The organism is Afipia sp. GW823-FHT06G09 (assembly GCF_058794875.1).
Window position 1 is genome coordinate 632,817 of record NZ_JBXAHF010000003.1, and the last position, 20,432, is coordinate 653,248.

The 20,432-nt window shown below is 62.3% G+C and carries 22 protein-coding genes; 10 read left to right on the forward strand and 12 right to left on the reverse strand.

Annotation, left to right across the window (positions count from 1 at the left end):
* Positions 1 to 47: 47 nt before the first annotated feature.
* Both pobA and AC1Q67_RS15525 read left to right on the forward strand, forming a co-directional pair.
* Complete coding sequence (gene pobA / locus AC1Q67_RS15520) at positions 48 to 1,217, forward strand: 4-hydroxybenzoate 3-monooxygenase (protein WP_492236233.1); 1,170 nt, start codon at positions 48 to 50, stop codon at positions 1,215 to 1,217.
* Between the two features lie 231 nt (positions 1,218 to 1,448).
* The gene (locus AC1Q67_RS15525) at positions 1,449 to 1,880 is read left to right on the forward strand and encodes a PaaI family thioesterase (protein ID WP_492236234.1); all 432 of its coding nucleotides are present in this window, start codon (positions 1,449 to 1,451) and stop codon (positions 1,878 to 1,880) included.
* Between the two features lie 142 nt (positions 1,881 to 2,022).
* Here the strand turns inward: AC1Q67_RS15525 and AC1Q67_RS15530 are convergent, their stop codons facing one another.
* Entirely contained in the window at positions 2,023 to 2,922 is a 900-nt protein-coding gene (locus tag AC1Q67_RS15530) for a LysR family transcriptional regulator (RefSeq protein WP_492236235.1), read from the reverse strand.
* A 123-nt stretch (positions 2,923 to 3,045) separates the two neighbouring features.
* Here AC1Q67_RS15530 and AC1Q67_RS15535 point away from each other — a divergent pair, with 123 nt between their 5' ends.
* Positions 3,046 to 3,597 (forward strand): carboxymuconolactone decarboxylase family protein, encoded by a 552-nt coding sequence (locus AC1Q67_RS15535; RefSeq protein ID WP_492236236.1) that lies wholly within the window; start codon positions 3,046 to 3,048, stop codon positions 3,595 to 3,597.
* A 78-nt stretch (positions 3,598 to 3,675) separates the two neighbouring features.
* Positions 3,676 to 4,299, forward strand: a complete 624-nt coding sequence (locus AC1Q67_RS15540; protein WP_492236237.1) for a pyridoxamine 5'-phosphate oxidase family protein — start codon at positions 3,676 to 3,678, stop codon at positions 4,297 to 4,299.
* A 90-nt stretch (positions 4,300 to 4,389) separates the two neighbouring features.
* Here the strand turns inward: AC1Q67_RS15540 and AC1Q67_RS15545 are convergent, their stop codons facing one another.
* Positions 4,390 to 5,118 carry a glutathione S-transferase family protein gene (locus AC1Q67_RS15545; protein WP_492236238.1) on the reverse strand — a complete coding sequence of 243 codons (729 nt, stop codon included), beginning with the start codon at positions 5,116 to 5,118 and terminating at the stop codon, positions 4,390 to 4,392.
* A 92-nt stretch (positions 5,119 to 5,210) separates the two neighbouring features.
* Here AC1Q67_RS15545 and AC1Q67_RS15550 point away from each other — a divergent pair, with 92 nt between their 5' ends.
* The 3 genes from AC1Q67_RS15550 (at position 5,211) to AC1Q67_RS15560 (ending at position 6,490) form a co-directional block, all read left to right on the forward strand.
* On the forward strand, positions 5,211 to 5,912 hold the full coding sequence (locus tag AC1Q67_RS15550) for a helix-turn-helix transcriptional regulator (protein ID WP_492236239.1): 702 nt from the start codon (positions 5,211 to 5,213) through the stop codon (positions 5,910 to 5,912).
* A gap of 4 nt (positions 5,913 to 5,916) precedes the next feature.
* On the forward strand, positions 5,917 to 6,240 hold the full coding sequence (locus tag AC1Q67_RS15555) for a YkgJ family cysteine cluster protein (RefSeq protein ID WP_492236240.1): 324 nt from the start codon (positions 5,917 to 5,919) through the stop codon (positions 6,238 to 6,240).
* Positions 6,241 to 6,307: 67 nt separating this feature from the next.
* The gene (locus AC1Q67_RS15560) at positions 6,308 to 6,490 is read left to right on the forward strand and encodes a hypothetical protein (RefSeq protein WP_024577000.1); all 183 of its coding nucleotides are present in this window, start codon (positions 6,308 to 6,310) and stop codon (positions 6,488 to 6,490) included.
* An 80-nt stretch (positions 6,491 to 6,570) separates the two neighbouring features.
* Here the strand turns inward: AC1Q67_RS15560 and AC1Q67_RS15565 are convergent, their stop codons facing one another.
* Entirely contained in the window at positions 6,571 to 6,975 is a 405-nt protein-coding gene (locus tag AC1Q67_RS15565) for a hypothetical protein (protein WP_492236241.1), read from the reverse strand.
* A 217-nt stretch (positions 6,976 to 7,192) separates the two neighbouring features.
* On the opposite strand from AC1Q67_RS15565, the gene AC1Q67_RS15570 reads away from it, so the two are divergent.
* Positions 7,193 to 7,606, forward strand: a complete 414-nt coding sequence (locus AC1Q67_RS15570; protein ID WP_024577002.1) for a GFA family protein — start codon at positions 7,193 to 7,195, stop codon at positions 7,604 to 7,606.
* A gap of 9 nt (positions 7,607 to 7,615) precedes the next feature.
* Here AC1Q67_RS15570 and AC1Q67_RS15575 read toward each other — a convergent pair whose 3' ends face one another.
* The 8 genes from AC1Q67_RS15575 to AC1Q67_RS15610 all read right to left on the reverse strand — a co-directional run bounded on the left by AC1Q67_RS15575 (position 7,616) and on the right by AC1Q67_RS15610 (position 16,657).
* Positions 7,616 to 8,497: a haloalkane dehalogenase gene (locus AC1Q67_RS15575; RefSeq protein WP_492236242.1), complete on the reverse strand. Its 882-nt coding sequence runs from the start codon at positions 8,495 to 8,497 to the stop codon at positions 7,616 to 7,618.
* 138 nt (positions 8,498 to 8,635) lie between these two features.
* A complete protein-coding gene (locus AC1Q67_RS15580; RefSeq protein ID WP_492236243.1) occupies positions 8,636 to 9,331 on the reverse strand; it encodes a nitroreductase in 696 nt (231 codons plus the stop codon).
* A gap of 5 nt (positions 9,332 to 9,336) precedes the next feature.
* The gene (locus AC1Q67_RS15585; protein WP_024577005.1) at positions 9,337 to 10,581 is read right to left on the reverse strand and encodes an acyl-CoA dehydrogenase; all 1,245 of its coding nucleotides are present in this window, start codon (positions 10,579 to 10,581) and stop codon (positions 9,337 to 9,339) included.
* Between the two features lie 14 nt (positions 10,582 to 10,595).
* Positions 10,596 to 11,723, reverse strand: coding sequence for an acyl-CoA dehydrogenase family protein (locus AC1Q67_RS15590; protein WP_492236244.1), 1,128 nt, complete (start codon positions 11,721 to 11,723; stop codon positions 10,596 to 10,598).
* A gap of 124 nt (positions 11,724 to 11,847) precedes the next feature.
* On the reverse strand, positions 11,848 to 13,752 hold the full coding sequence (locus AC1Q67_RS15595) for an AMP-binding protein (RefSeq protein ID WP_492236245.1): 1,905 nt from the start codon (positions 13,750 to 13,752) through the stop codon (positions 11,848 to 11,850).
* Between the two features lie 180 nt (positions 13,753 to 13,932).
* Complete coding sequence (locus AC1Q67_RS15600; protein WP_024577009.1) at positions 13,933 to 14,691, reverse strand: SDR family NAD(P)-dependent oxidoreductase; 759 nt, start codon at positions 14,689 to 14,691, stop codon at positions 13,933 to 13,935.
* Between the two features lie 43 nt (positions 14,692 to 14,734).
* Positions 14,735 to 15,859 carry a CaiB/BaiF CoA transferase family protein gene (locus tag AC1Q67_RS15605; protein ID WP_492236246.1) on the reverse strand — a complete coding sequence of 375 codons (1,125 nt, stop codon included), beginning with the start codon at positions 15,857 to 15,859 and terminating at the stop codon, positions 14,735 to 14,737.
* Positions 15,860 to 15,934: 75 nt separating this feature from the next.
* Entirely contained in the window at positions 15,935 to 16,657 is a 723-nt protein-coding gene (locus tag AC1Q67_RS15610) for a TetR family transcriptional regulator (protein WP_024577011.1), read from the reverse strand.
* 139 nt (positions 16,658 to 16,796) lie between these two features.
* Here AC1Q67_RS15610 and AC1Q67_RS15615 point away from each other — a divergent pair, with 139 nt between their 5' ends.
* Entirely contained in the window at positions 16,797 to 17,969 is a 1,173-nt protein-coding gene (locus AC1Q67_RS15615; protein ID WP_024577012.1) for an acetyl-CoA C-acetyltransferase, read from the forward strand.
* A gap of 135 nt (positions 17,970 to 18,104) precedes the next feature.
* Positions 18,105 to 19,655 (forward strand): acyl-CoA synthetase, encoded by a 1,551-nt coding sequence (locus tag AC1Q67_RS15620; protein WP_492236247.1) that lies wholly within the window; start codon positions 18,105 to 18,107, stop codon positions 19,653 to 19,655.
* Positions 19,656 to 19,759: 104 nt separating this feature from the next.
* Here the strand turns inward: AC1Q67_RS15620 and AC1Q67_RS15625 are convergent, their stop codons facing one another.
* Entirely contained in the window at positions 19,760 to 20,338 is a 579-nt protein-coding gene (locus AC1Q67_RS15625) for a hypothetical protein (RefSeq protein WP_051358648.1), read from the reverse strand.
* Between the last annotated feature and the right edge of the window lie 94 nt (positions 20,339 to 20,432).

The following is a 20,432-nucleotide window of genomic DNA, read 5'->3' on the forward strand; positions in this document are numbered from 1 at the left end:
AAACGGCGCGCAAAACCCTATTCGCAGGACGCCGGGAGTGACAGACGTTGCGGACACAGGTTGCCATCATCGGCGGAGGCCCGGCAGGTTTGCTGCTCGGGCAGTTGCTGCACCGCTACGGCATCGACAATGTCATCTTCGAGCGCAAGGATCGCGACTACATCCTGGCGCGAATCCGGGCGGGCGTGCTCGAACAGGGCACCGTCGGCCTGCTGGAAGAGGTCGGTGTCGCAGAGCGGCTGCACCATGACGGCCTGATCCATCATGGCATCGAACTGGCCTTCGGCGGCTCACGCCACCGCATCGATATGACGCAGGCGACCGGCAAGACGGTAACCGTCTACGGGCAGACCGAAGTCACCCGCGACCTGATGGATGCGCGCCTCAAGGCCGGGCTCGCCACCATTTACGACGCCGCCGATGTCAGCCTGCATGACTTCGAGAGCGGCCAGCCGCGGGTGCGTTACGTCAAGGACGGCACCACCCACGAGATGGCGTGCGATTTCATCGCGGGCTGCGACGGCTTCCACGGTGTCAGCCGGCAGAGCATCAAGCCGGACGCGCTCAAGACGTTCGAGCGCGTCTATCCGTTCGGCTGGCTCGGCCTGCTGTCGGAGACGACGCCAGTCTCGCCGGAGCTGATCTACAACAACCACGAGCGCGGCTTCGCGCTCTGCTCGATGCGCTCGGCGCATCGCAGTCGCTACTATCTGCAATGCAAGCTCGACGACCATGTCGACAACTGGCCCGACGATAAGTTCTGGGATGAGCTGAAGCGCCGGCTGGACCGCGAGGCCGTCGACCATCTGGTCACCGGGCCGTCGATTGAAAAGAGCATCGCACCCCTGAGAAGCTTCGTCGCCGAGCCGATGCGGTTCGGCCGGCTGTTCCTGGCCGGCGACGCCGCGCATATCGTGCCGCCGACCGGCGCCAAGGGGCTCAACCTCGCCGCCAGCGACGTGCACTATCTCGCCATCGCCTTGCGCGAGTTCTATGCCGAGAAATCTGCCGCCGGCATCGACGACTACTCGCGGCGCGCTTTGAGCCGGGTGTGGAAGGCCGAGCGCTTCTCCTGGTGGATGACATCGATGCTGCATCGTTTTCCCGACACCGATGCATTCAGCTCGCGCATCCAGATCGCGGAGCTGAATTACCTGATCGAATCCGACGCCGCGAAAATGTCGTTATCGGAAAACTATGTCGGATTGCCGTACTAGCGCACCTGAGGGCGTGTTGGAATTTCGTCATTGCGAGCGAAGCGAAGCAATCCATTCTTGATCTGGAGAGCTGGATTGCTTCGTCGCTCCGCTCCTCGCAATGACAGGTGGACGGCGAGCCGTTTCAAACAGCCGATGTCATGATGTTTCAAACTTGATTTCGCATGATCGCGCGCGACGCCGGCTTTATGATGCGAGAGAGCCACACAGCGCTCATTCGAAAGAGCTGAGATGACAACGCCAGAAACATCAGATGCCGCCGTCCCCGAAGGCTTCGCACGTCACCCGCGGCGCAGTCCGCTCACCGAGCCCTGGGAGCCGATCTATTTCAAGGCGACGCCGGAAGCCTACATTCTCGGGCTTCGCCTCTCCGAGGCACACACCAATTCACGCGGGCTGATCCATGGCGGGTTGATCGCGGCGCTTGCCGATAATGCAATGGGACTGAGCTGCAGCCTCAAGGCTGGCAATCTTCTCGGGTTGGTCACCATCAACCTCTCGGTCGATTATCTCGGCTCGGCTAATATCGGGCAGTGGCTTGAGATCGACACCAACTTTATGAAGATCGGCGGTTCGATCTGCTTCGCGCAATGCCTGGTCACCGCCGACGGTGAACCTTGCGCGCGCGCCAACGCAACCTTCAAGATTGCCCGGAAAAAATAACGACCGTCATTGCGAGCCGACGGGTCCGGCTTCGCCGGCCCCGATGATAAACTCCGCGAAGCAATCCATAGAAAAACTGGATTGCTTCGCCGCGGCGTTCCTCGGAATGACAACTCATGCAATCTGGCACGGCTCTTCGCCGCTACTTCGTACCAAACCGCCAGTCCGTCTGCGCGACCACGAGATCGATGAACGCACGGACCTTCGCGGAGAGCAGCCGCGAGGTCGGATACACCAGATGGATCGGCATCGGGGGCAGCTCGTATTTCGCCAGCACGATCTTGAGCCGTCCTGCCTTGAGCGATTCCGCCACCTGATAGGCCAGGACACTGATGAGGCCTCCGCCCTGCTCGGCATGGAGCACGGCGGCATCGGTGCTGTTGGTTGCAAAGCGCGACGTATTCGGCACGCGGATTTCGCGCCCGTCTTCGAGAAAGCGCCACTCCACCAGCGCACTGCTGCCCGAGAACTGGATCACCTCATGATCGGCGAGGTCAGACAGTTTCTGCGGCGTACCGTGCGCCTTGAGATAGCGCGGCGATGCCACCACAACCCGCCGCATGTCACCCACCGCACGCGCGATCACACTGGAATCCGCCAGATGGCCGATGCGCACGGCAAGGTCGATCCCTTCGTCCACGAGACTTACCGTCCGGTCCGACAGCCGCAGTTCGGCGCTGACATCAGGATACTGTTTCAGATAGGCCGACATCACCGGGCCGACATGCAACCGTCCGAACATCAGCGGCGCTGAGACAATCAGCCGGCCCGATGGCTTGCTGCGTTCGGCCTGGACTGAACTTTCGGCCTCCTCAAGATCGCCGAGAATCCGCCGTACCCGCTCCAGATAACGCGCACCGACATCGGTGAGCGTCACCGAGCGCGTGGTGCGCTGGAGCAGCCGGGCCCCGAGATGATTTTCCAGACTCGCGATCAGGCGCGTCACCGCAGACGCCGACAGGCCAAGCTTGCGCGCAGCGGGAGCAAACCCCTCAAGGTCTGCCACCGAAACAAAGGCGCGCATGGCGTCGATCCGGTCCATGGTATTATTTCATATCGTGCAATTATGTACTGTCAATTGCATTAATTGTCTCGGAACAGGAAACGACACACCTTTCACAGGACGAACGGCAACGGGCCGGCTCGCACGAAAAGGATGATGTTGATGTCCCTGATCCCAACCCCCACCTCGATCGAAGCTGCCCCGGCAGAATCGCGCCCCCTGCTGGAGGCGGTGAACAAGCAGATCGGCAGAGTGCCTAACCTGTTTCGCCTTGTCGGCGTCAGTCCCGCCAGCCTTGAAGCTTACCTTGGCATGAACGGCGCGCTCGGCAAGGGCACACTGGATGTCAGAACGCGCGAGCGGATCGCCCTCGCTGTCGCAGAGATCAATGACTGCGGCTACTGCCTGTCCGCGCATTCCTATTTCGGCAAGAATCTGGCCAAGCTGAGTGACGATGAGATTCTCGCCAACCGGAACGGCGGCTCGGCCGACGTCAAGGCCGACGCCGCAGTGCGCTTTGCAGCGCAGTTGGCGAACGCGCGTGGTCAGGTCGGCGACGATGCCGTGCAGGCAGTCCGGCAAGCGGGTTACACCGATGCGCAGATCATCGAGATCATTGCACATGTCGCGATCAACACATTCACGAATTACGTCAACGAGTCGCTGAAGACCGAGATCGACTTTCCGGTCGTGTCGCGCCGCGCCGCGGCTTAGTGTGCACAGAGACCGCCGGGTGGGACTACGTCTCATCCGGCGGGCAATCGAACGCCGGCCCAATCAACGAGGTGTGAGATGACAACCACCCAATCCTATTCGAGCGACGTTGCCTTTACGCCTGCCGTGAAAGCCATTCAGGCCCGCAAGGGATCGCGCGGCGGCTACGCGCATATGGAAGACGGCGGCGGCTTTCGCACCGAGATCGATGAAGCGCTGGCCGCCTTCATCAGCGAGCAGACCAGTTTCTTTCTGGGGACCGCGAATGCCGAGGGACAGCCCTATATCCAGCATCGCGGCGGCCCGGCGGGCTTCATCAAGATTCTCGACAAGACCACGCTGGCCTTCGCGGATTTTCGCGGCAACCGGCAGTACATCACGCAGGGCAATCTCAGCGAGAATCCGAAGGCCCATATTTTCCTGATCGATTACGTCAATCGCCGCCGGATCAAGATCTGGGGCGAGGCGCGGGTGGTCGAGGACGATCCGGCGCTGATCGCCGCACTGATGCCGAAGGATTACAAGGCGAAGCCCGAGCAGGCTATCCTGTTCAAGATCACCGCATGGGACAGCAACTGTCCGCAGCACATTCCGATGAAGTTCGACGCCGCCGATGTTGCGGCGGCGATTGCCGAGCGCGACGCGCGAATTGCCGAGCTTGAGGCGGAAGTAGCGCAGTTGAAGCAGAAATCGGCGAGTTAAAGCTCGTCATTGCGAGCGAAGCGAAGCCATCCACTCTTGAAAAAAGTATGGATTGCTTCGTCGCTTCGCTCCTCGCAATGACGATTGGAGTTATGCCGCCATCAGCAACCGCTGCCATTGATGCTCCGGATAATAACGCGCCATCATCCGGTCCACGTAAGCGACGAGATTGGAGAATTCCAAGGCACGCTCGCGCAGCGGTGAATCGAAGAACGGCGTCATCAGGCCGGCCAGTGATGCAAAGGCCGTGGCGTCCGTACCGCATGGCTGGTCGCCCATCAGATAAGGCTTCCATCCGAGCAGCATCGACAGCGCGGAGAGCGTGCGGGCGCCGAGCTCGGTAATCTCGTCAGGCGTATGGCGCGCGAGACCCGCTATCCGCATGTTCTCCGCAACCCGGCCGAGCACGTCCTCGCGGATCGCGTCGCGGAGGTGCTCAGGCGCGCCGTCGAGGAAATGCGCAGGTCCCTTGGCGAAATTGTCGGGGATCATCCAGCGCGTATAGCCCGAAGCCCAGTTAAAATGATTCTCGATCATCCGCTCGATCGCCCAGGCTTCGGCGCGCTGGCGCTCGTCGAGCACCGCGTCGAAATTAAAGCCGTGTTTCTTTTCCAGATGGAAGCGGATGAAGGTGGAGTCCGCGATCCGCTCATCGCCGTCGTCGATATAGGGCAACTGCCCCTTGGGCGATGTGTCCGGCATCGCCTTCTGCTTGACGTATGTCAGGCCCGCCATCCTGAGCTGGACCTCGGTCTTGGTGACATAGGGGCTGATTTCCGGGAGGCCGAAGCCCGGGCCGATGCCATAGAGGGTGATCATGGGGCGCATCCTTCTGCGTTGAAAAGATGCCCGTTTGTAGGTACCCCCTGCTGCCACCATACTGTCAGCAGCAAGCGACCAGCGAGACCCGAATGAGGCGCGCCGACCGGCTGTTTCAGATCATCCAGGTGCTCCGGCGCACCCGCAAACCGCTGACCGCCGAGGCGATTGCGGCGGAGCTGGAAACCTCGAAACGCACCATCTACCGCGACATCGCCACGCTCATTGGCCAGCGCGTGCCGATCCGGGGCGAGGCCGGCACCGGCTATGTGCTGGAAAAGGGCTTCGACATGCCGCCCTTGATGCTGACGCCGGACGAGATCGAAGCTGCGGTTCTCGGCGCGCAATGGGTGGCCGGACGGGCCGATCCGGTGCTCGCGAAGGCGGCGCAGGACCTGATCGCCAAGATCGTCGAGACGATTCCCGAGCGGCTGCAACCGCTGGCGCTGGAGCCCGCCAGCCGGACACCGCCGAAATGGGACGCGCCGCCCGACAGCATCGACATGACGCAATTACGGGCGCATATCTACGCCAGCAAGAAGGTTCTGCTGCACTACCGCGACGAACAGGGCCGCAATACGCGGCGCACGGTGTGGCCGATCGCGGTGGGCTATCTGGAAACCGTGCGGATGCTGGCCGCCTGGTGCGAACTGCGAAAAGACTTTCGCAGCTTCCGGATCGACCGCATGACCGACGCCGTATTTCTGGATGAGAAGTATCCCGAGCGCCGCGCAACCCTGCGGACGACATGGATGAAGACTTTCTCGCTCAACCACAGAATGCGCGAGCGCTGACGCCATGACCGCAACCGACAGCCCCTGCCAGAGCTGCGGCGCCTGTTGCTCCTATTCGAGCAACTGGCCGCGCTTCACGGTGGAAGACGACGCCGCGCTCGATCTCATTCCCGAGAAGCTCGTCAACGATCGGCTGTCAGGTATGCGCTGTGACGGCGACCGGTGCTCGGCGCTGACCGGCAAGATCGGAACCGCAACCGCTTGTGGCATATACGAGGTGCGGCCCGAAGTGTGCCGCACCTGCATGCCGGGCGACCCGGAATGCGGTATGGCGCGGCGGCGCTTCGGGTTACCGGAACTTGCCGGTTCCATATCCGGCGATCAGTAAGCCGGGAACCAAGCCGCACCGTCAGGCGTCAATACGTCAGCACCTCGAAGAACGGGAGCACGACGCCATGCGGGAAATGGAAATTCATGACTATGCGCGGCAATTGATGGAGGCGCATGGTCCCCGGGCAATTGCAGAGGCGGCCCAACGCGCGACCGAGTGCGAAGCGGAAGGCAAGTCCGAGCAGGCCAGGGACTGGCGGCATGTCGAGGACGCGCTGAAAATGATGCGCGGACCACATCAAAGCTGAAATGATTCATCCGCGCGGCCGGTCTGCGGACCGGCCAATCGCCATCGTGGCTGCGCCGGAACGCAGCCGGCGAAAGCTTGCTATGCCGGCATCGCCGCAAGATCCGGTTCATCTTCGATCTCGTCGGCGATCGGAGCGAAGGTGCTCAGCGGCTTGGTCGAGAGGGTGATGTTGCGGCGGCTGCCATAGGCTGACGCTGCCGGTCCTGCCGATGGCGCTTCCCGCGACATCGCGAACAAGGTCGACCCGACGATACCGCCCTGCTCGACAAGATCGCGTTCGGTACAGGTCGCCGCGATGGCGAGGCTCATTCCGTGCAGGTGGGCGCGGCGGTAGCAGAACAGAGCGAGCATCGCCCTGACGTCTGCCGATACCGATTCCACAAGTTGAGGAAGACCGTGTTCGCTGGCTCGGTACAGGCTTCCGAGCATCTCGTCGCCCACCGGGCAGACGTCGTTCTCAAAGGCTTCGCGGCTGGACCACATTGAAATTCTCCCCAGCTACATGACCCGCCAGTATGGGCGGCTTGGCGGAAAAATCATGCGCCACTTCATATTCGGAAGATGCAATGCAATTTCCTAACGCAAGGTTAACCACGCGCTCGGGTTCGTGCGGACGTTCATTGAATGTTAGAGAGATGGAACCGGACCGCGCGCGGCGCGAATCAACCGGTGATTCGGCGGGGCACAGGAGGAGACGGAGGTGACGGACACCAAGAACGAGCGCAGGCTTGCCGGACAATGCTTCTGCGGCGCGGTTCACTACACCGTCGCCGACGAATTCCGCTATGCCATGAACTGCCACTGCGCGAACTGCCGCCGGACCACGGGATCGGCGTTCAAGCCGATGGCCGGGATCGAACGCGGCAAGCTCAGCGTCACCAAAGGCGCCGACAGTCTTCTGATCTTCGGCGAGGACAACGGCCACAACGCGCACTGCAAGACGTGCGGCTCGCTGCTCTACTCAGTCGTCCGTGAGGGCACCTTCGTCCATGTCGCCCTGGGGACTCTCACCGACGATCCTGCTATCCGTCCCACCGCACACATCTTCGTCGGCTCGAAGGCGCCGTGGTTCACCATCACCGACGACCTCCCGCAATACGACCAGCATATGTGACGGCGAAGGCTAGACGCGGTTGTCCTTGATCCAGCTAGCGATGGCGCGGCCGATCGCCGGCCCGGAATCTTCCTGAATGAAATGGCTGCCGGGAACGGTGACCTCGGTCTGGTTCTTCCAGCCGCGGCAGAACTCCCGCACCTTGCCGATCAGGATCGCACCGGGCTCGGCATTGACGAACAGTTTCGGCAGATCGTTCTGCGCCATCCACTTGGCGTAGGCATCGACGATGGCGACCACATCGGCAGGCTCGCCGCCGATCGGAATCTGGCGCGGCCAGGTCAGTGTCGGCCAGCGGTCCTCTGACTTAAGAAACGGCTTGCGATAGACCGTCATCTCGGCGTCGGTCAGCTTGCGCAGCACCGAGCCGGGCAACACACGCTCGATGAACAGATTGCGCTCCAGAATCATCTGCTCGCCCTTGTCGGAACGGAAACCCTGGAACACCGGCGTTGCCGCCTCGCTCCACTCGTCCCAGCCCGCCACAGGCCGCACGATGCCTTCCATGTAGGCGATGCCGCGCACGCGATCGCGATGCTGGTTGGCCCAGTCGAAGCCGAGCGCCGAGCCCCAGTCGTGAATCACCAGCAGGACTTTTTCGCTTCCGCCGATCACCGCGTCGATGAAAGCCCAAAGATGATCGCGGTGCGTGGTAAAGCGATAGGTATCCGGCTTCACATCGGGCAGCTTGTCGGAATCGCCCATGCCGATCAGATCCGGCGCGATCAGGCGGCCCTGTCCTTCAAGCTCGGGAATCACATCGCGCCAGAGATAGGACGACGTCGGGTTGCCATGCAGGAACAGGATTGGCGCGCCCTCGCCGCGCTCGTGATAGGCCATGCGGCGGCCGAGGACATCGACAAACTTTTTCGACAGCGGCTGTTCGGTCATGGCTTTGGTGTTCTCCGGCCCTAGGGACTCACTATTCAACGTCACTGCGAGTCAACGGGTCGGCGCAAGCGCCGCCTGATGACAGGCTCCGCGAGGCAATCCACCTTTGGAAACAGGATTTCTTCGTCCCTCACGAATTTAGCCGCCGATGAAGGTGACTGCCTCGGGGATCGTCGCGCGGTTGGTGCGGTAGCTGTTGGCAGGATGCGTTGTGTCGGCATAGCCGAACGAAATACCGCACACCACGCGGCGATCTTCCCCGACACCGAGATGCTTGCGCACCACATCGGCATGCCCGGCCAGCGCCGCCTGCGGAATCGTTGCAAGGCCCGCAGCCTGCGCGGCGAGCATGAAATTTCCGACATAGCCGCCGCAGTCGATTGCGCCGTAAGTGCCGAGCGCTTCGTCGCTGGTGATGATCGCCACATGCGGCGCGCCGAAGAAGCGGAAGTTCTCCAGCATCTGCTTGTTGTAGGCGGCCTTATCGCCGCGCTGGATGCCCAGCGCATTGTAAAGCTGGAAACCGCTTTCGCGGCGGCGATCCATATAAACGCCCCTGTATTCGCGCGGGAAGTCGAAATCGGTGACAGGCGGCGCGCGCTCGCTCGCCGCCTTGTACATCGCCTCGCCGAATGTCTTTACGGCATTGCCCGAGAAGATCGCTACCTGCCACGGCTGGCTGTTGCACCACGAGGCAGTTTTCTGTGCCGCTGCCAGCACTCGCTCGATAATCTCGCGTGGCACCGGGTCCGGCTTGAACGCGCGGCAGGAGTACCGCGCGGCCAGCAGCTTCTCCACGACCTCGATGTCGCGGCTGTCGGGTTGTGCAAGCATGGTGCTCAGCGTCCCTTGGTCGGAATGGCATTGAAGGGAACATCCTTGTCGACGCGGATGTCGCCCGGCAAGCCTAGCACGCGCTCCGCGATGATGTTGCGCAGGATTTCATCGGTACCACCTGCTATGCGATCCGATGGCGAGCGCAGCAGGATCGACTGGAACTGACCGCCGACCGACGGGCTGTCGGCATCGGTCAGTGCGCCGGACGCGCCCTGAAGGTCCATCGCAAACATCGCGATGTCCTGCAGCATGGTGCCGGCCACCAACTTGCCGATGGAGTTTTCCGGGCCCGGACGCTCGCCGCGCGACAGCGCCGAGATCGAACGGTAGCTGGTGTACTTGAGGCCGCTGGCCTTGACCGCCCAGTTCGCGAGCCTGGAGCGGACATTCTTGTCCTCGATCGCAGGACCATCCTCCAGCATCAGGTCGTTGCAGAACGCGAACAGTTCCGGGAAGCCGGTCGACTGCCGCGCGCCGATCGACATGCGCTCGTTCATCAGCGTGGTCAGCGACACGTTCCAGCCATCGCCGACCTTGCCGAGCCGCTGCGAGTCCGGGATCTTCACATCGGTGAAATACACCTCGTTGAATTCCGACTGGCCATTGGCCTGCTTGATCGGCTTGACCACGACGCCGGGCGACTTCATGTCGAGCCAGAACATGGTCAGGCCCTTGTGCTTGGGCTGGGTCGGATCGGTGCGGGTGATGACGATGCCGTAATCGGAAAAATGCGCGCCGGTGGTCCAGACCTTCTGGCCGTTGATGATCCAGTCGTCGCCCTTCTTTTCCGCGCGAGTGCGCAGACCGGCGACGTCGGAGCCCGCCGACGGTTCGGAGAACAACTGGCACCAGACGTGCTCGCCCGAGGCAAGCGGCGGCAGATACTTTTTCTTGTCGGCGTCACTGCCGAATGCCATCAGCGTCGGACCACACATGCCCTGCCCGATCAGGAACACGCCCTCCAGCTTGCCGTAGAAACCTTCTTCCTGCTGCCAGATCACACGCTCGATCGGCGATGCGCCGCGACCGCCGAATTCCTTCGGCCAGTGCAGGCAGGCCCAGCCAGCCGCGGCCTTCTTCTTCTGCCACTTCTTGGATTCCTCCAGGATGTCGCGGTTCTTCAGCTTGATGCGGCCGACGGTCGGCTGCGAGAGTTCGGCTTCCAGTTCCTTCGGTGCGTTGGCCTGAATCCAGGCGCGGGCTTCGGCGCGGAACGCAGCTTCCTGCGGGGTGTCATCGAAATTCATGGGAATGATCCTTCTTAAGAAGCGTTGCGGAAGCGCAGGCGGTCGATCAACTGGTTTTCCCAGTAGGTCGCGCTTCCGAGCGACAGCGCGAGCACGTTGGCGCGCCGGTAATACAGATGGCAGTCGAACTCCCAGGTGAAGCCCATGCCGCCGTGCACCTGGATGTTGTTCTTCGAACAATGCTGGAATGCCTGCGTCGCGCTGATGCGGGCCGTTGCCGCCGCCTCCGGCAGCTCCGCTGCGTCGGTCGAGAGTGCCCATGCGCCGTAGTAGCAATTGGAGCGCGCCAGCGTCGCCGAGACATACATGTCGGCAAGGATGTGCTTCACCGCCTGGAACGATCCGATCTGGCGGCCGAAGGCGATGCGGTCGAGCGCATAGTCGCGGCCCATTTCCAGCGCGCGGTCGGCGCCGCCAACCTGCTCGAACGCCATCAGCACGGCTGCGCGATCCAGCACGCGGGTCAGGATGCTCCAGCCTTCGTTCGCCGCACCGAGCGGCTCCGCCTTGGCGCGGTCGAACGTGATCGCGGCCTGGCCATGCGCCTGATCGAGATTGGCGAGCGCCTTGCGCGTCACGCCCTCGCCGTTCAGATCGACAATGAACAGTCCGATGTCGGTCTCGCGGCCGGTCGATCCGGTGCGCGCGGCGACGATCGCAAAATCCGCAATCGCGCCGTCCGCCACCGGCGTCTTGGTGCCGGAGAGCGCACCCTGCGATGCCGAGACCTTGATCGCCTTGTGCGACGGATTGCCGACGCCCTCGAACAGCGCCAGCGTGCCGATCGCTTCGCCCGAGGCGATCTTCGGCAGCCACTTCGCCTTCTGTTCGGCGTTGCCCGCGAGCATGATGGCTTCGGCGGCAAGATAGATCGTGGACGAGAACGGCACCGGCGCCAGCGCGCGGCCCATTTCCTCGGCGATCACGCACAGCTCGAGATGGCCCGCGCCCGCTCCGCCGAATTCTTCCGGAATGGCGACACCGAGAAAGCCCATCTCGGCGAGGCCTTTCCACAGCGCCTTGTCGTAGGGCGCCTTGCCTTCCAGCACGGCGCGCACCGCTTTCGGCGGCGAATGTTCCGCGAGATAGCGCCGCGCCTGATCGCGCAATTGCTTCTGGTCGTCCGAGAATTCAAAGTTCATGAGTTTCGCCTTTTCTCATTCATGTTCAGTCAACACATTCGTCATTGCGAGGAGCGAAGCGACGAAGCAATCCATCTTGTTATCTCCAAAAAAATGGATTGCTTCGCTTCGCTCGCAATGACGATTATCGATCCAGCACGATCACGTCCGGCCCCGGCTGGTCTGCGTAAAGCTGTTCGACCAGCGCGGCGCGGCGCTCAAGTCCCGCGCGCTGATTGATGTAGCCCTTGTCGGTCAGTTCGTTGCCGTCGATGGACGGCGGCTCCGCCATCAGCATCGCGCGGACAATGCGGCGGCTGCTGGTGTTGTTGCAGGCCTTGTTGTGCGCCAGCAATCCGTCACGCAGATGCGCGCGGACCTCGGGATGGTTCACCACCGTATCCATCGACGCATTCATGTCGCCGATCAGCCGGCGGCAGGAATCGAGATTGGGCCATGCCAAAAGTCCGATGAAGGGGCGGTCCTGTCCCGCCACCAGCGCATCCTGAACAACCGGCGACGCAGCGGCGATCGCATCGGTGCGCAGCGCGCCGACAAGAACGAACGTCCCCGTGGTGAGTTTGAAGTCCTCGACCACGCGGCCCGAAAAAATCAGGCCCTGCGCCGGGTCCTGCGGATCGACGAACACGCCGGCATCGCCGATGCAGTAGAAGCCTTCCTCGTCGAAGGCCTTCTGCGTCAGTTCAGGCTGGCCGTAATATCCCGGCGTCACATTGACGCCGCGCAGCCGCAATTCGTACTGCGCACCAATCGGCACCATCTTCAATTCGACACCTGGAAACGGCAGACCGATCAGGCCGACGCGCTCGGTGTCCCAATAGGTGCCGGTGGAGGTTGGCGCGGTCTCGGTCGAGCCCCAGCCGGTGTAGAACACAAAACGCTCGCCAGTGGTACGCACCGCGAGTCTCTGGAAGCGATCGTAGAGATCATCCGGGAGCCGCGCGCCGCCGTAGGCGAGCAATCCGAGATTCCTGAAGAACGAGCGGCACAGCGCGTCGTCCTTTTCCATCACCGCCGCCAGCGCCGCGTAGCCCGCCGGAACATTGGCGTAATATGTCGGCGAAATCTCACGCAGGTTGCGCAGGGTTTCCTCGAACTGGCCCGGCACCGGACGACCATCGTCGATGTAGAGCGTGCCACCTTCGGTCAGCGCCACATTGAAAAGCGCATTGCCGCCCATGGTGTGATTCCACGGCATCCAGTCGAGATAGACACCGTCCGGCGCATCGTCCGGGCGCGGCCGCACCTGCATCATCATGCGGGCATTCGCGCACATCATCTTCTGCGTGTTGATGACGGCCTTGGGCATGCCGGTAGAGCCCGACGTGAACAGCAGCTTGCCGACAGTGTCTGGCGTGATCTGCGCGATGGATTCTTCAACTGCCGATGTGACCGGTGTTGCAGCAAGATCCGCGTAGGCGACGCTTTTGATGTTCGCGGGCGCGCGATCGACATGGATCACCGTGATGCCATCCAGATCGAGCGCGGCCAGCGCCTTCTCGAACATCGCGCCATCCTGCACCATCACCACGGCAGGCTTCACAAGACCGAACAGGTATTTCAGCTTGGCGTGATCCAGACTCATCAGCGAATAGGCCGGTGACACCGGCGCCGCGGGAATCCGCGCCTGCATCGCGGCCTGCGTCATCAGTGCGTGCTCGATGGAATTGCCGCTCAGAATCGCGACCGGGCGTTCGGCGGGCAGCTTCATGTCGAGCAGCGCCTGGGTCAGCGCATCGATGGTCCGCTTGGCGTCACCATAGGAAACCTTGTGCCATTGCCGCTCCGGTCCCCTGCGCTGCGCCAGCCAGATGTGATCGGGACGTGCCGCAGCCCATTTCGCCACCGAGGCGGGAATATGCGGCTCATACGGATCGAGCGGAAACCGGGACTTCAGGACGATCACGCCATCGTCCCGACGCTCCACCGCGATGTCGCGCGGCAACCAGTCGATCTTCCGGAATGCGGGCTTCGACGGCACGGTGTCCGCGCTTGTCCCGGCCAGACTTGAAGTCACACTCGCGCTCATCGCAGCCTCTCCCTCAGAGAAACGGCGGGGGCATTCTTGTGATGCGCCCCTCGCCGGCCGATTTCGCTTTGAACCATCAACCGTCATTGCGAGCGAAGCGAAGCAATCCAGAGAATGCTTCAACCAAAAAAGGAATGGATTGCTTCGTCGCTTACGCTCCTCGCAATGACGATGTGGTCTCTACCGCGGCGCCATGCGGATCGCGCCGTCAAGGCGGATGGTTTCGCCGTTCAGCATCGGGTTCTCCACGATGGCGACGGCAAGCTGCGCGTATTCGCTCGGATCGCCGAGACGTGCCGGATGCGGCACCTGCGCGCCGAGGCTCTTCTGCGCTTCTTCCGACAGGCCCATCAGCAGCGGCGTCAGGAACAGGCCCGGCGCGATCGTCATGACACGGATATTGAGCGAAGCGAGATCGCGCGCCACCGGCAGCGTCAGGCCGACAATGCCGCCCTTCGATGCCGAGTAAGCCGCCTGACCGATCTGGCCGTCGAACGCCGCGACGCTGGCGGTGTTGATGCAGACGCCGCGCTCTTCGCCGATCGGCGGTGCGGTCTGCATGCGCTCGGCGACAAGACGGATGCAGTTGAACGAACCGATCAGGTTGACCTTGATGATGCGCGAGAAGTGATCCAGCGGATAGGCGCCGTTCTTGCCGACGGTCTTCACCGCGCCGCCGATGCCGGCGCAGTTCACCAGCACGCGGATAACGCCGTGGGCGGCTTCGGCCTTCGCGATGGCTTCCTTGACCGGCGCTTCTTCGGAAACGTCGCCGACCAGCGCGAGACCCTTGATCTCGGCGGCGACTTTCTCGGCGCCTTCCTTGTTCATGTCGATGACGGCGACCTTGGCGCCCTTCGCGGCCATCGCGCGCGCCGTTGCCGCGCCCAAACCCGAACCGCCGCCGGTGATGAGTACTGAAACATCCTTGAGCTGCATAAGTCGTTTTCCTCGTGTGACGGATTGTTAAGTCTTGATGACTTCAGGATGCTTTCGCGGCAGCCGTTTGCGACCACTGCGAAAGGATTTCGGCGGCATCGACCGGCGACACCGCCGGCGATCCCTGAATGTTTGACGGTGTGCGCGAAAAACGCGGTGCGGGGGCCGGCTGCACATGGCCATCGACAGTGACGAAGGTCTTGCGCGCAGCGAGATGCGGATGCTTTGGCGCATCGAACAGCCCGCGCACGGCGGCGGCGCAGGCGTCGGACCCTTCGAGGATCGCGGCCCATTCGTCGCGCGTTTTGGTCTTGAACAAAGCCGTCATCTTCTCATGCAGATTTGGCCAGCCCTTGCGGTCCATTTGCGCGTCGTAACACTCCTCGCTGAGCCCCGCGAGCTTGCGCAGTTCCGCATAGAACTGCGGCTCCAGCGCGCCGATGGCCATGAAGCCGCCGTCCTTGCACTCGTAGGTGCGGTAGAACGGCGCACCGCCATCGAGCAGATTGGTGCGCGGCTGATCGGTCCAGCGCCCGGTCGCCTTCATGCTGTGGAACATGGTCAGCATGCTGGAGACGCCGTCGCACATCGCGGCATCCACCACCTGTCCCTTGCCCGACGCTCGCGCTTCGATCACGCCCGCCAAAACGCCGACGACGAGATACAGCGCACCGCCGCCGTAATCGCCGACAAGATTGAGCGGTGAAACCGTTTCACCATTGGCGGCGCGGAACGAATCCAGCGCGCCGGTGATGGCGATGTAATTGATGTCATGACCCGCAGCCTGCGCCAGCGGACCTTCCTGGCCCCAGCCGGTCATGCGGCCATAGACCAGTTTCGGATTGCGCTTGAGCACGACGTCCGGGCCGAGGCCGAGCCGCTCCATCACCTGTGGCCGGAAACCTTCGATCAGCACATCCGCCGCGGCAATCAGATCAAGTGCCTTGGCAATGTCAGCCGGATTCTTCAGATCGAGTTCGATGACACGGCGGCCGCGATTGACAAAATCACGCACATCGCGCTTGCCCTGACCGGGCCGTGCGATCGACACCACGTCCGCACCCATGTCGGACAACAGCATCGATGCGAATGGACCCGGCCCGATGCCTGCGAACTCGATAACGCGCACGCCTCGCAGCGGACCAGTTGCCGCCGAACGATCCTTCATCTGTTTCTCTCCCGAACTCACGTCTTCTTGTTTGCGCGCCGGATTATCGACACTGCTTATTTTGGTGGAAATCTATCACGCCTTGCCGGTCGGCGATCCTTCCGTGTCGAAAGACATGCCTGCCTTGTCCGTTAGTAGCCCGCCGAGAAACAGCGTTGTCATGTGCCTGATGTACTGACGCCTGATGTCGTCGGTGATGCCAGTCGGCCCGAGGAATCGGGCATTCATCTGGCGCCCGTAGAACAGGTTGTCGCAGGCGCCGTTGAGACTGATGTAGAACAGCGCCGGATCGACCTTGCGGAATTCGCCCGCGGCGACGCCCTGTTCGAGCAGCCCGCGCACGAAGCCGAACAGCGGATCGATGAAAAAGCGATGGACCTCTTTTGACGTCGCCTCGCTGCCCTGATGCAGGAGCAGATGAATCAGCCGGCTCAGATACGGTACCCGGTAATAGGCATTGATGATGCCGGCGATATGCCGCCGCATTTTCTCGGTCGGAGAAATCGGCTGATCGAGCACGAAGGCGAGATTCTTCATTTCCGCGGCGGCATCGCGCGCGAGCAGCGCCAGCAGCAGACCATCCTTGTTGCCGAAGTGATACTTCACCAGCGCCGCGTTCACGCCCGACTTCTGCGCGATCTCGCTCAGCGACACCTCGGTCGAGTTCCGCTCGATCATCAGATCGCCGGCGGCCACCAGCAATTTCGCAGCCGTCGCATTCATCGGCGCGGCTTCCTTTTCGGGAACCTGCTTCGATGGCGGCCGGCGCGGCTTTTTGGCGGTCAGGGTCGGTGACATGCGCGGTCTCGGGACATAACGGGCCACCAGCTAACCCGATGATCGGGCCGCGCTCAAGAGTTAATTGACCGATTGACTAAATCTCGCACCGCGCCTTTAATCGCGCCCAACCGAAAACAATCCATCAGGGAGCACCACCATGGCTGAAGCCTATATCGTCGCCACCGCCCGCACCGCAGGAGGACGCAAGGGAGGCCGCCTCGCAGGCTGGCATCCGGTCGATCTCGCAGCTTCAGTGCTGGATTCGCTGGTGGATCGCACCGGCGTCGATCCCGCCCAGATCGAAGACGTTATTATGGGCTGCGTGATGCAGGCCGGCGAACAGTCGAACAACGTCGCCCGCAATGCGGTGATGGCGTCCAAGCTCCCGGAAAGCGTGCCGGGCACCTCGGTCGACCGCCAGTGCGGCTCGTCGCAGCAGGCCCTGCACTTCGCCGCGCAGGCGGTGATGGCCGGCTCGATGGACATCGTGATTGCCGCGGGTGTCGAGGGCATGACCCGCGTGCCAATGGGACTTCCGGCGACACTCGCTGCGAAGAACGGCTTCGGCAACTATTACAGCCCGAACATTCAGCAGAAATATCCGAACATCCAGTTCAGCCAGTTCACCGGCGCGGAAATGATGGCGGAGAAGTACGGCCTCGCAAAGGAAGAGCTCGACCAGTACTCCTACCAGAGCCACCAGAAGGCGATTGCCGCCACGCAGGCCGGCGCGTTCAAGGACGAGATCGTTCCGCTGAAGTTCACGCGCGAGGACGGCTCCAGCGACATTCACAGCATCGATGAAGGCATCCGCTTCGATGCGACCATCGAAGGCATCCGCGGCGTCAAGACCATCGCGGAAGGCGGCAAGCTCACCGCTGCCAGCGCCAGCCAGATCTGCGACGGCGCATCCGGCGTCATGGTGGTGAACGAAAGAGGCCTGAAGGCGCTCGGCATCGCCCCGCTGGCGCGCATCCATCACATGACCATGATCGGCGGCGACCCCGTCATCATGCTGGAAGCGCCGCTCCCCGCGACCCACCGTGCGCTGAAGAAGGCCGGCATGAAAATCGACGACATCGATCTGTTCGAGGTCAACGAAGCCTTCGCTTCGGTGCCGACTGCCTGGCTCAAGGACACCGGCGCGGACCCATCGAAACTCAACGTCAACGGCGGCGCGATCGCGCTCGGCCATCCGCTCGGCGGCTCCGGCACCAAGCTGATGACGACGCTGGTCAACGCGCTCAAGCAGCGCAACAAGCGCTACGGCCTTCAGACCATGTGCGAAGGCGGCGGCATGGCCAACGTGACCATCGTCGAGCGTCTGTAAGCAGCGACTTTGAAAAGGGCGGGTTCAGGACCCGCCCTTTTTGCTGATGGCGATCGGCCGCAGCACCGGATCATTCAAAACCCAACGAACGAGCGGCAAAAGCCGCCGATGCATCGGGAGCACCGAGGAAACGTCATGTCTCATCCTTCGATTCACGCACAAAAAACCCCGGACAAGATCGCCTACCAGATGGCGAGGAGCGGCGAAGCCATCACCTATCGCGATCTCGACCGCCGCTCCAACCAGGGCGCACAGCTGTTTCGTTCGCTCGGGCTGAAACAGGGCGACCACATCGCGCTTCTGATGGAAAACACCATTGCCTTCATGGAAATCTGCTGGGCCGCACAGCGCAGCGGGCTCTATTACACCGCGATCAGCCGCTATCTCACCGCCGACGAGATCGCCTATATCGTGAAGGATTGCGGCGCCAGGGTCGTCATCACCACGCCGAAATGCATCGACTCGGTCGCGCCGCTGGTGACCAATGCGGCTGACGCGCCCGTGTTCTTTATTGCGGGCGGCTCGCATCCCGGATTTCGCTCGTGGGACGATGCGCTGGCAGCACAACCCACGACGCCGATCGCCGACGAATCCGCCGGTTACGACATGCTGTATTCGTCCGGCACCACGGGACGGCCCAAAGGCATCAAGCGCCCGCTGACCGAGCCATCGATCCTGGTGCCTAATCCGCTGCTGAAATTGCTGTGCGGCAACATGTGCGGCATGACGGACGAAAGTATCTACCTGTCGCCGGCGCCGCTCTATCACGCAGCCCCGCTGCGCTTCAACATGATGTGCGTGGCCCTTGGCGGCACCTCGATCATCATGGAGTCGTTCGACGCCGAGGAATTTCTGCGGCTGGTCGAGAAGCACAAGGTCACGCAGTCACAACTCGTGCCGACCATGTTCGTGCGCATGCTCAAGCTGCCGGACGACGTGCGCGCGAAGTACGACACGTCCTCGCTGAAAGGCGCGGTCCATGCCGCGGCGCCCTGCCCCGCCGACGTCAAGGCGAAGATGATCGACTGGTGGGGCCCGATCCTGATCGAGTATTACGCCGGCTCCGAAGGCAACGGCGTCACGGTGTCCACGTCGAAAGACTGGCTGGCGCATCGCGGCACTGTCGGCCGCGCCGTGGTCGGCGAGGTGAAAATTCTCGACGATGATGGCGTTGAGCTGCCTGTCGGTGAAACCGGCACGGTGTATTTCGCCGGCGGACCCCAGTTCGCCTATCACAACGACACCGACAAGACGCAGCGCGCTTACAACGATCGCGGCTGGTCGACGCTCGGCGATGTCGGTTATCTCGACAATGACGGCTTTCTCTACCTCACCGATCGCAAGGCCTACATGATCATTTCCGGCGGCGTGAATATCTACCCGCAGGAAACCGAGGACGCGCTGATTTCACACCCGGCGGTTGCGGACGTCGCGGTGTTCGGCGTCCCAAACGAGGAAATGGGCGAAGAGGTCAAGGCCGTGGTGCAGCCGCACGACATGTCGCGCGCGGGCAAGGAGCTGGAAGCGGAACTGATTTTGTTCTGCCGCAAGCGTCTGTCGCCGATCAAGTGCCCGAGGAGCGTCGACTTCGAAGCCGAATTGCCGCGCACGCCGACCGGCAAGCTGGTGAAGCGGCATCTGCGCGACAAGTACTGGGCGAAGGTCAAGACGCCGGCACAGGCGTGAAACATTCGTCATTGTGAGCGAAGCGAAGCAATCCAGACATCAGAAATGGATTGCTTCGTCGACATGTTCCTCGCAATGCGTGAGCAAGTCCGGATCGATCAGACTCACTCTTCCTTCAGCCATTGCTCCACGAGCATGACGTCCGGCGGCTGGAGATAACGCGTGGTCCACATATCGACGGACCACTCGATCCGGCTTTCCTTTTCCACGATCACCGCCGTGTTGTGCGGCAGCTGCATCGCGAGGATGTTTCCCCGATAACGCGGATTGCCGACGGTGTGATGCTTCAGAAGTCCCCAATCCTGCAACACCAGCAGGAAGCTCGACACGTTGCGGGTCGAATCCCAGCAGTCGAAATTCTTCGCGTCCGCTCCGCTGCGGATATCAGCGCGAGACACCCGCCCGGCGGTGCCGACGATCGGCGCAACCCGGCGGTCGAACCAGATCACGGCTTTCTGGATGGCTGCGCGCTCGGCGACCGCTGTCGCCTTGCCCGCCGTCAGAATCTGCGTCAGCGCCTTGCGGTCGGCGGCCGTGAAATCAAGCGTCGCGCGGCGGCGGCAGACGAAGCCGTAGCAGATCGTCATTTCCGACGATGACGGCGGATTGATCGAGACCGATGTGTAGAGTTCGTTCTGCTGCGGGCTGAGCTGCATGGCAGATGCCGACGGCACGGCCGACATGAAGCCGAGCGACGCCGCGATCACGATGATCGGAAAAACCGGTTTGAACAACGCAGGAACCCTGAAAGTTTGGCTTCGCAGGACTATGGCGGAT